General features: G+C 63.5%; 7 protein-coding genes. All 7 read left to right on the plus strand.

Annotated elements, in window-relative coordinates; translation table 11 throughout:
* On the plus strand, nt 1-871 hold an 871-nt coding region (locus L9Z73_RS19385), incomplete at its 5' end, for an efflux RND transporter periplasmic adaptor subunit (protein ID WP_247404201.1).
* A gap of 12 nt (nt 872-883) precedes the next feature.
* Entirely contained in the window at nt 884-3,973 is a 3,090-nt protein-coding gene (locus L9Z73_RS19390; RefSeq protein ID WP_247404205.1) for an efflux RND transporter permease subunit, read from the plus strand.
* Between the two features lie 52 nt (nt 3,974-4,025).
* Nucleotides 4,026-4,667, plus strand: coding sequence for a DUF1345 domain-containing protein (locus L9Z73_RS19395; protein WP_247404208.1), 642 nt, complete (start codon nt 4,026-4,028; stop codon nt 4,665-4,667).
* Between the two features lie 164 nt (nt 4,668-4,831).
* On the plus strand, nt 4,832-5,851 hold the full coding sequence (locus L9Z73_RS19400) for a LacI family DNA-binding transcriptional regulator (protein WP_247404210.1): 1,020 nt from the start codon (nt 4,832-4,834) through the stop codon (nt 5,849-5,851).
* A 68-nt stretch (nt 5,852-5,919) separates the two neighbouring features.
* Entirely contained in the window at nt 5,920-6,702 is a 783-nt protein-coding gene (locus L9Z73_RS19405) for a sugar phosphate isomerase/epimerase family protein (protein WP_247404213.1), read from the plus strand.
* Nucleotides 6,695-7,636, plus strand: coding sequence for a sugar kinase (locus tag L9Z73_RS19410; RefSeq protein ID WP_247404216.1), 942 nt, complete (start codon nt 6,695-6,697; stop codon nt 7,634-7,636). Before L9Z73_RS19405 ends, L9Z73_RS19410 begins: the two co-directional genes overlap by 8 nt.
* Nucleotides 7,637-7,681: 45 nt before the next feature.
* Complete coding sequence (locus tag L9Z73_RS19415; protein WP_247404221.1) at nt 7,682-8,980, plus strand: MFS transporter; 1,299 nt, start codon at nt 7,682-7,684, stop codon at nt 8,978-8,980.
* Nucleotides 8,981-9,073: the final 93 nt, after the last annotated feature.

The following is a 9,073-nucleotide window of genomic DNA, read 5'->3' on the forward strand; positions in this document are numbered from 1 at the left end:
GTTCAAGGCCGACCTGGACAGCGCCCTGGCCAACCTGGGCAAGGCCGAGGCCGATGCGTTCAAGGCGCGCCTGCAAGAACAGCGCTACAGCCAACTGGTCGAAAGCAACGCCATCAGCGGCCAGGACTACGACAACGCCCGCGCCGCCCTGCGCCAGACCAACGCCGAGGTCGCCGCGAACAAGGCCGCCGTCGAACGGGCCAGACTGAACCTGGGCTATGCCACCGTCACCGCGCCGATTTCCGGGCGCATCGGGCGTGCACTGGTGACCGAAGGCGCGCTGGTCGGCCAGAACGAGGCCACGCCGCTGGCGATCATCCAGCAACTGGACCCGATCCACGCCGACCTGACCCAGTCCACCCGTGAACTGAACGACCTGCGCCGCGCCTTCCGCGCCGGCAGCTTGAAGCAGGTCGGCCAGGACCAGGCCAAGGCCACGCTGATCCAGGACGACGGCAGCCTGTATCCGCTGCCGGGCAAATTGCTCTTCGCCGAGATCAGCGTCGACCCCGGCACCGGGCAAATCATCCTGCGCAGCGAGTTCCCCAACCCGGACCTCGACCTGCTACCCGGCAGTTTTGTGCGCGTGCGCCTGGAACAGGCGGTCGACAAACAAGGTATCAGCGTGCCGCAACGCGCGATCACCCGTGACAGCGCCGGCATCCCGATGGTGCTGTTGTTGGACGCCGAACAGGTGGTGAGCCTGCAACCGGTAGAGCTGGGCGCGGTGATCGATGATCGCTGGGTCGTCAGCAGCGGCCTCAAGGCCGGTGACCGTATCGTCGTCGAGGGCATGCAACACGCACGTCCCGGTGAAAAAGTCCTGGTGGATGACAGCCCGACGCCGCCCGCCCAGGCTTCCGGCCAATAAGGATCATTGACAATGCCGCAGTTCTTTATTGACCGCCCGATCTTCGCCTGGGTGGTCGCCCTGTTTATCCTGCTGGCCGGAGCCCTCGCGATCCCGCAGTTGCCGGTGGCGCAGTACCCCAACGTCGCGCCGCCGAAAGTCGAAATCTACGCGGTGTACCCCGGCGCCTCGGCGCAGACCCTGGATGAAAGCGTGGTCAGCCTGATCGAGCAGGAGCTCAACGGCGCCGATCACCTGCTGTATTTCGAATCCCAGAGCAGCCTCGGCTCGGCCACCATCACCGCGACCTTCCAGCCGGGCACGAACCCGGAAATGGCCCAGGTCGATGTGCAGAACCGCCTCAAGGCTGTGGAGCCGCGCTTGCCCCAGGCGGTGACCCAGCAGGGTTTGCAGGTGGAGAAAGTCTCCGCCGGTTTCCTGCTGCTGGTGACCCTGACCTCCAGCGACGGCAAGCTCGATGACGTAGCGCTCAGCGATTACCTGGCGCGCAACGTGATGAATGAGCTAAAGCGCCTCGACGGTGTAGGCAAGGCCCAGCTATATGGCGCCGAGCGGGCCATGCGCGTCTGGATCGACCCGCAGAAGCTGATCGGTTTCAACCTGACCCCGGCCGATGTGAATGCTGCGATCAGCGCGCAGAACGCCCAGGTGTCGGCCGGCAGCATCGGCGATTTGCCGGGCACCAAGACCCAGGAAATCACCGCGGCGATCCTGGTCAAGGGCCAGTTGTCGACCCCGGCGGAATTTGCCGACATCGTGCTCAAGGCCAACCCCGACGGCTCCACCGTGCGCATCGGCGATGTGGCGCGGGTGGAAATCGGCAGCCAGGAATACCAGTTCTCCACGCGCCTGAACGGCAAGCCGTCCACCGCCGTCAGCGTCCAGTTGGCGCCGGGCGCCAACGCGCTGAACACCGCGAACCTGGTGCGGGCGAAGATGGATGAGCTGTCGCGCTACTTCCCGGCCAATGTCGAATACAAGATCCCGTATGACACCTCGCCGTTCGTCAAAGTCTCGATCACCAAGGTGGTCTACACCTTGCTCGAGGCCATGGCGCTGGTGTTCGCGGTGATGTTCCTGTTCCTGCAGAACGTGCGCTACACGCTGATCCCGACCCTGGTGGTGCCGATTGCGTTGATGGGCACCTTCGCCACCATGCTGTTGCTGGGGTTCTCGATCAACGTGCTGACCATGTTCGGCATGGTGCTGGCCATCGGTATCCTGGTGGACGATGCGATTGTGGTGGTGGAGAACGTCGAGCGGATCATGGTCACCGAGGGCCTGTCGCCCAAAGAAGCCACACGCAAGGCCATGGGCCAGATCACCGGGGCCATCGTTGGCATTACGTTGGTGCTGGTCGCGGTGTTTCTGCCGATGGCGTTCATGCCGGGCTCGGTGGGGGTGATCTATCAGCAGTTTTCGCTGTCGATGGCCACCTCGATCCTGTTCTCGGCGTTCCTCGCCCTGACCTTGACCCCGGCACTTTGCGCGACCCTGCTCAAGCCGATCGCCAAGGATGACCACCACGCCAAGGGCGGGTTCTTCGGCGGGTTCAACCGGCGTTTCGAACAGTTCACCGAACGCTACGAAGGCTGGGTGGCGTATGCCCTCAAGCGCAGCGGCCGTTACCTGGTGATCTACCTGGTGCTGCTGGTCGGCCTGGGGTTGATGTTCAGTCGCCTGCCCTCCTCGTTCCTGCCGGTGGAAGACCAGGGTTACACCATCACCGATATCCAACTGCCGCCGGGCGCGAGCAAGAACCGCACGGTGCAGGTGGCCGAGCAGATCGAAGCGCACAACGCCGAGGAGCCTGGGGTCGGCGACACCACCATGATCATGGGCTTCAGCTTCTCCGGCTCCGGGCAGAACGCGGCGCTAGCGTTCACCACGCTCAAGGACTGGTCGCAACGCAGCAGCGAGGATTCGGCCGCCGCGATTGCCGACCGTGCGAACGCTGCATTCAGCGAGCTCAAGGACGCGATTGCCTATGCGATCCTGCCCCCGCCGGTGGACGGCCTCGGCACCAGCAGCGGTTTCGAGTTCCGTTTGCAGGACCGTGGCGGCGTCGGCCATGCGGCGTTGATGGCGGCGCGCAGCGAACTGCTGGCGGCCGCCGAAAAAAGCCCGATCCTGGCCAACGTGCGTGAAAGCGCCCTGGCTGAAGCGCCGCAAGTGCAACTGCAGGTCGACCGCAAGCAGGCCAACGCGCTGGGCGTGTCCTTTGCCGATGTGGGCAATGTGCTGTCCTCGGCCATCGGTTCGGCCTACGTCAACGACTTCCCCAACCAGGGCCGCATGCAGCGCGTGGTGGTGCAAGCCGAAGGCGACCAACGCAGCCAGGTCGCGGACCTGATGAAGATCAACGTGCGCAACAACGCCGGCAAGATGGTGCCGTTGTCCGCATTCGTGGAAGCCAAGTGGACCCAGGGGCCGGCGCAGTTGACCCGGTACAACGGCTACCCGGCCATCGCCATTTCCGGTGAAGCGGCACCGGGACACAGCACGGGCGAGGCGATGGAAGAAATCCAGCGCCTGGTCAGCCAACTGCCGGCGGGCCTGGGCCAGGAATGGACCGGCCTGTCGTTGCAGGAGCGCCTGTCCGGTGCCCAGGCGCCGTTGCTGCTGGGCCTGTCGCTGCTGATCGTGTTCCTGTGCCTGGCCGCCCTGTATGAAAGCTGGTCGATCCCGACGTCGGTGCTGCTGGTGGTGCCGTTGGGCGTACTCGGCGCGGTGTTGGCCGTGACCTTGCGCGGCATGCCCAACGATGTGTTCTTCAAGGTCGGGCTGATCACCATCATCGGCCTGTCAGCGAAGAACGCGATCCTGATCATCGAGTTCGCCAAGGACCTGTACGACCAGGGCGAAGACTTGCTCGACGCCACCGTGAAGGCCGCCCGGCTGCGCTTGCGGCCGATCATCATGACCTCGCTGGCGTTCATCCTCGGCGTGGTGCCCCTGGCGATTGCCACCGGTGCCAGCTCGGCGAGCCAGCAAGCGATTGGTACGGGCGTGATCGGCGGGATGATCACCGCAACGCTGGCGGTGCTGTTTGTGCCGGTGTTCTTTGTGGTCGTCATGAAGTTGGTGCGCAAGCGTCCATAACCCGCGAAAAAATGCGCTATGGTGCTCACAACCGCCCTTGTTGTGAGCACCCATGCCCTTCCTCGCCCGCACCCACCCTCGTCTCTCTTGCGCCGCCGTCCTGGGCCTTGCCGTTGGCATCCTGGTACCCGCCGATACACTCGCGAGCAAAATCCTGATCGGCTGGAACGCCGGGGTCTGGACCTACCTGGTACTGATGCTGTGGCTGACCATCCGCGCCAAGGCCGAAGACGTCAAACGCATCGCCGAGATCGAGGATGAAAACGCCGGCCTGGTGTTGTTCACGGTGTGCATTGCGGCCATCGCCAGCCTGGCCACGATCACCCTCGAACTGGTCGGCAGCAAGGACCTGAGCTCGTCCGAGCGCCTGTTGCACTACGGTTTTACCGGCCTGACGATCATCGGTTCATGGTTGTTGATCGGGGTGATATTCAGCGTTCACTACGCCCGACTCTATTACACCTGGGCAGGCAAAGAGCCGGCGCTGCGCTTTGCCGAGGGGCTGTTGACCCCCAACTATTGGGACTTTCTGTACTTTTCCTTCACCATCGGCGTCGCCGTGCAAACAGCAGACGTAGGCGTTGCCACCCGCAGCATGCGCAAGGTAGTGCTGGGGCAATCGCTGATCGGGTTTCTGTTCAACACGGCGATCCTCGGTTTCTCGATCAATATTGCGGCGGGACTGTTCAGTTGACGCGGCACAAACCATCTGGACGCCCATTACTGCGTCGGTGCTACATCGCTGTCCAAGGGTAAACAACCGATCATCTGGCTTTGTCCTACAACTTCTTGACGACTTTCGTACTTTAGTGGTTTCCTGAAACCGGTTTCAGTCATTCCAATAAAAATAGAAGGTCGATGACCGTGAACAGTTTTTCTGCCGCCCAGCGCAGCCGCGTGACCATGCTTGACGTCGCCCAGCGCGCTGGCGTGTCCAAAGCCAGCGTGTCGCGCTTTATCGGCGACGACCGCGCCCTGCTCTCCGACGCCATCGCGCTGCGCATCGAGCAGGCCATCGATCAACTCGGCTACCGCCCCAACCAGATGGCCCGTGGTTTGAAACGCGGCCGCACGCGTCTGATCGGCATGCTGGTGGCCGATATCCGCAACCCCTATTCCATTGCCGTGATGCACGGCGTCGAAACCGCCTGCCGCCAGCACGGCTACAGCCTGGTGGTGTGCAACACCGACCGCGATGACGAGCAGGAGCGCCAGCATCTGGCGGCGCTGCGCTCGTACAACATCGAAGGGCTGATCGTGAACACCCTCGGCCATCACCTTGAGCAACTGCTGGAGCTGCAACGGGAAATGCCCCTGGTGCTGGTGGACCGCAAGGTCGCGCCGTTGCACAGCGACCTAGTGGGTTTGGATAACCCGGCTGCGGTGCGCATGGCGGTGGAACACCTGGAGCAACAGGGCTACCGCGATGTGTTGCTGGTCAGCGAGGCCACCGACGGCACCAGCTCGCGCCTGGAGCGCCTTGACAGTTTCATGGCCGAAATTGCCCGCCGCCCGGCGTTGAGCGGCGCGGTGCTGGAATTGGATGACGCTCTGGAACACCGCCTGCGCACCTTTCTCGCCAAACCCGGACCTAAAGCGTTGTTCTGCGCCAACGGCATCGCCGCACTGGCCTGCACCCGCGCGCTCAAGGTCTTGGGCTGCAACCTGTTCGAGGACGTTGGCCTGATCGCCCTGGATGACCTGGACTGGTACCCGCTGGTGGGCAATGGCATCACCGCCCTCGCCCAGCCGACTCAGGCGATTGGCGCCAGTGCCTTCGACTGTCTGCTCAAGCGGCTGCGCGGTGACAGGGCGCCGACGCGCACCCTGGACTTCCTGCCTGAACTGATCATCCGAGGCTCCACAAACCCCATGTAGTTGCCGGCTTGCTGGCGCCTAGCGTGAATACTACAAAAAAATGAAACCGGTTTCAGAGGGACACAACAATGCATGAATACCCCGTCTCCATCAGCCTTTCCAGCTACGGCGCCGACCTCGTGCGCCAGCGGGGCCAATTGAGTTTTGTCGCGCTGCTGGCGGCTGCCGGTGCCCGGCGCATCGAGTGGCGCGAGGAACTGCTGACCATTGAGCAACCCGCGCAACTGGCCCAGGCGGCTGCCGAGCAGGGCCTGGAGTGCGTGTTCTCATCGCCGTTGGAACTGTGGGTCGCCGGCCGCGCCCAGCCGAATGCCGAGCTCGCCGCCACCCTTGACCGCGCCCAGGCTTTTGGTGCGCGCTGGCTGAAAGTCTCTCTCGGCTACTTCACCGACACCAATGACCTGCAAAGCCTGCACGCCCTGCTCAACCGTCACCCGGTCAAGTTGCTGGTGGAAAACGACCAGACCCTGCACGGCGGCCGCATCGAACCGCTGCAACGTTTCTTCAGCGAAGTCGAGCGCCTTGGCCTGCCGGTCAAGATGACCTTCGACATCGGCAACTGGCACTGGCAGGACCAATCCGCCCTCACCGCCGCGCGACTGCTCGGCCGACATGTCGACTACCTGCATTGCAAGGCTGTGACCCGTCGCCCGGACGGCAAGCTGGTAGCACTGCCGCCCGGCGCCACCGACCTGCATCTGTGGGAACAACTGCTGGGCCACATGACTCAAGGTATTACCCGGGCGGTGGAATTCCCATTGCAAGGCGATGACCTGGTCGACGTCACCGCCCAGCAGGTCACCACCCTCGCCCTGCTTGGCCAGCCCCGTGCGGAGAACGCCCATGTCTGAGATCGATATCCTGTCGTTTGGTGAAACCATGGCGATGTTCGTCGCCGACCAGACCGGCGACCTGGCCCAGGTTGGCCACTTCCACAAACGCATCGCCGGGGCCGACAGCAATGTCGCCATTGGCCTGTCGCGCCTGGGTTTCAACGTCGCCTGGCTGAGCCGGGTGGGTAACGATTCCTTGGGCCGCTTTGTGCTCGACACACTCAAACAACAAGGGCTGGATTGCCGGCACGTGGCGGTCGACCCGCTGCATCCCACCGGTTTTCAGCTCAAGTCCCGCGAAGAAACCGGCGCTGATCCCCAGGTCGAGTACTTCCGCAAGGGCTCGGCGGCCAGCCACTTGTCCACTGCGGCCATCAGCCCGGCGCTGCTGGGCGCCCGTCACCTGCACGCCACCGGCATTCCGCCGGCCTTGTCCGAGGCCACGCGGGAGTTGTCCCGCGAGCTGATGACGCAAATGCGCAAGGCCGGGCGCAGCGTGTCGTTCGATCCGAACCTGCGCCCGGCGCTGTGGGCCAGCCAGCAGCAGATGATCCGCGAGATCAACGCCCTCGCAGGCTTGGCCGATTGGGTCTTGCCAGGCTTGAGCGAAGGTCGGCTACTCAGCGGTTTCGACGACCCGGCGGATATCGCCGCGTTTTACCTGGACCAGGGCGCCGAAGCCGTGGCCATCAAGCTCGGCCCGGAAGGCGCGTATTACCGCACCCAAATGGACCAGGGCTTTGTCGCCGCCGTGCGCGTGGACAAGGTGGTCGACACCGTCGGCGCCGGTGATGGCTTTGCCGTCGGCATGATCAGCGCCCTGCTCGAAAACCTCAGCTTCCCCGAGGCCGTACAACGCGGCAACTGGATCGGCAGCCGTGCCGTGCAGAGCCGCGGCGATATGGAAGGCTTACCCACACGTGCGGAGCTGCCGACCCGATCCGTTACTTGACCCACTCCCTGTTGCCACAACTACAACAAGCTCAGGAGCAACCCCATGGATACCTTGAAACTCGCCACCCGCCGTTGGTGGTACATCATGCCCATCGTCTTTATCACCTACAGCCTGGCGTACCTGGACCGCGCCAACTACGGTTTCGCCGCCGCTTCCGGGATGGCCGAAGACTTGATGATCACGCCGGGCATGTCGTCCTTGCTCGGCGCCCTGTTTTTCCTCGGCTACTTCTTCTTCCAGGTGCCGGGGGCGATCTACGCGCAAAAGCGCAGCGTGAAGAAGTTGATTTTCGTCAGCCTGATCCTCTGGGGCGGCCTGGCCACCCTGACGGGCGTGGTGTCCAACGCTTACATGCTGATCGCCATTCGGTTCACGCTCGGCGTGGTCGAAGCCGCGGTGATGCCGGCGATGCTGGTGTACCTGTGCCACTGGTTCACCCGTGCCGAACGCTCGCGGGCCAACACGTTCCTGATCCTCGGCAACCCGGTGACCATGCTGTGGATGTCGGTGGTGTCTGGCTATCTGGTGCAGCATTTCAGCTGGCGCTGGATGTTCATCGTCGAAGGCTTGCCAGCGGTGCTGTGGGCGTTTATCTGGTGGCGTCTGGCCGATGAGCGGCCCAAGGATGCCAAGTGGCTGAGCGACAGCGAAAAGCGCGCTCTGGAAACCGCCCTCGCCGCCGAACAGGTGGGGATCAAAGCGGTGAAGAACTACGCCGAAGCGTTTCGCTCGCCCAAGGTCATCATCCTCGCGCTGCAGTTCTTCTGCTGGAGCATCGGCGTGTACGGGTTTGTGCTGTGGTTGCCGTCGATCCTCAAGGCCGGGCTGCAGATGGACATGGTCGAGGCCGGCTGGTTGTCGGCGCTGCCGTACCTGGCGGCGGTGATCGGCATGCTGGTGGTGTCGTGGGGGTCGGACAAGCTGCAAAAGCGTAAGCGGTTTGTGTGGCCGCCGTTGCTGATCGCCTCCATCGCCTTCTATGCGTCCTACGTGCTCGGCGCCGAACACTTCTGGTGGTCCTACACGCTGCTGGTGATTGCCGGGGCGTGCATGTATGCGCCCTATGGGCCGTTTTTCGCGATTGTCCCGGAAATCCTGCCGGCCAACGTCGCCGGCGGCGCCATGGCATTGATCAACAGCATGGGCGCGCTCGGCTCGTTCGGCGGCTCGTACCTGGTGGGTTACCTCAATAGCAGCACCGGTTCACCCGGCGCCTCTTACCTGCTGATGAGCGGCGCGTTGATGTTCTCGGTGGTGCTGACGATTTTCCTCAAGCCCGGCGCCAGCGACCGTGAGCGCGCGCCGTTGCATACCCTCGAATTAAAGGTGAAGACCGGATGAAAAAGTCTGTCGTGTTGTACAAAAAACTCTCCGCGCCGCTGATGGCTCGCCTGCATGCGCACGCCGAGGTCACGCTGATCGACGCGCTCGACG

The sequence above is a fragment of the Pseudomonas emilianonis genome (assembly GCF_023072625.1).
In the GTDB taxonomy this organism is placed as follows: domain Bacteria; phylum Pseudomonadota; class Gammaproteobacteria; order Pseudomonadales; family Pseudomonadaceae; genus Aquipseudomonas; species Aquipseudomonas paraveronii.

Coding starts and splice junctions, on each gene's coding strand:
- L9Z73_RS19400 (WP_247404210.1), top strand. CDS start 4,832: ATGACCGTGAACAGTTTTTCTGCCGCCCAGCGCAGCCGCGTGACCATG.
- L9Z73_RS19410 (WP_247404216.1), top strand. CDS start 6,695: ATGTCTGAGATCGATATCCTGTCGTTTGGTGAAACCATGGCGATGTTC.
- L9Z73_RS19390 (WP_247404205.1), top strand. CDS start 884: ATGCCGCAGTTCTTTATTGACCGCCCGATCTTCGCCTGGGTGGTCGCC.
- L9Z73_RS19395 (WP_247404208.1), top strand. CDS start 4,026: ATGCCCTTCCTCGCCCGCACCCACCCTCGTCTCTCTTGCGCCGCCGTC.
- L9Z73_RS19415 (WP_247404221.1), top strand. CDS start 7,682: ATGGATACCTTGAAACTCGCCACCCGCCGTTGGTGGTACATCATGCCC.
- L9Z73_RS19405 (WP_247404213.1), top strand. CDS start 5,920: ATGCATGAATACCCCGTCTCCATCAGCCTTTCCAGCTACGGCGCCGAC.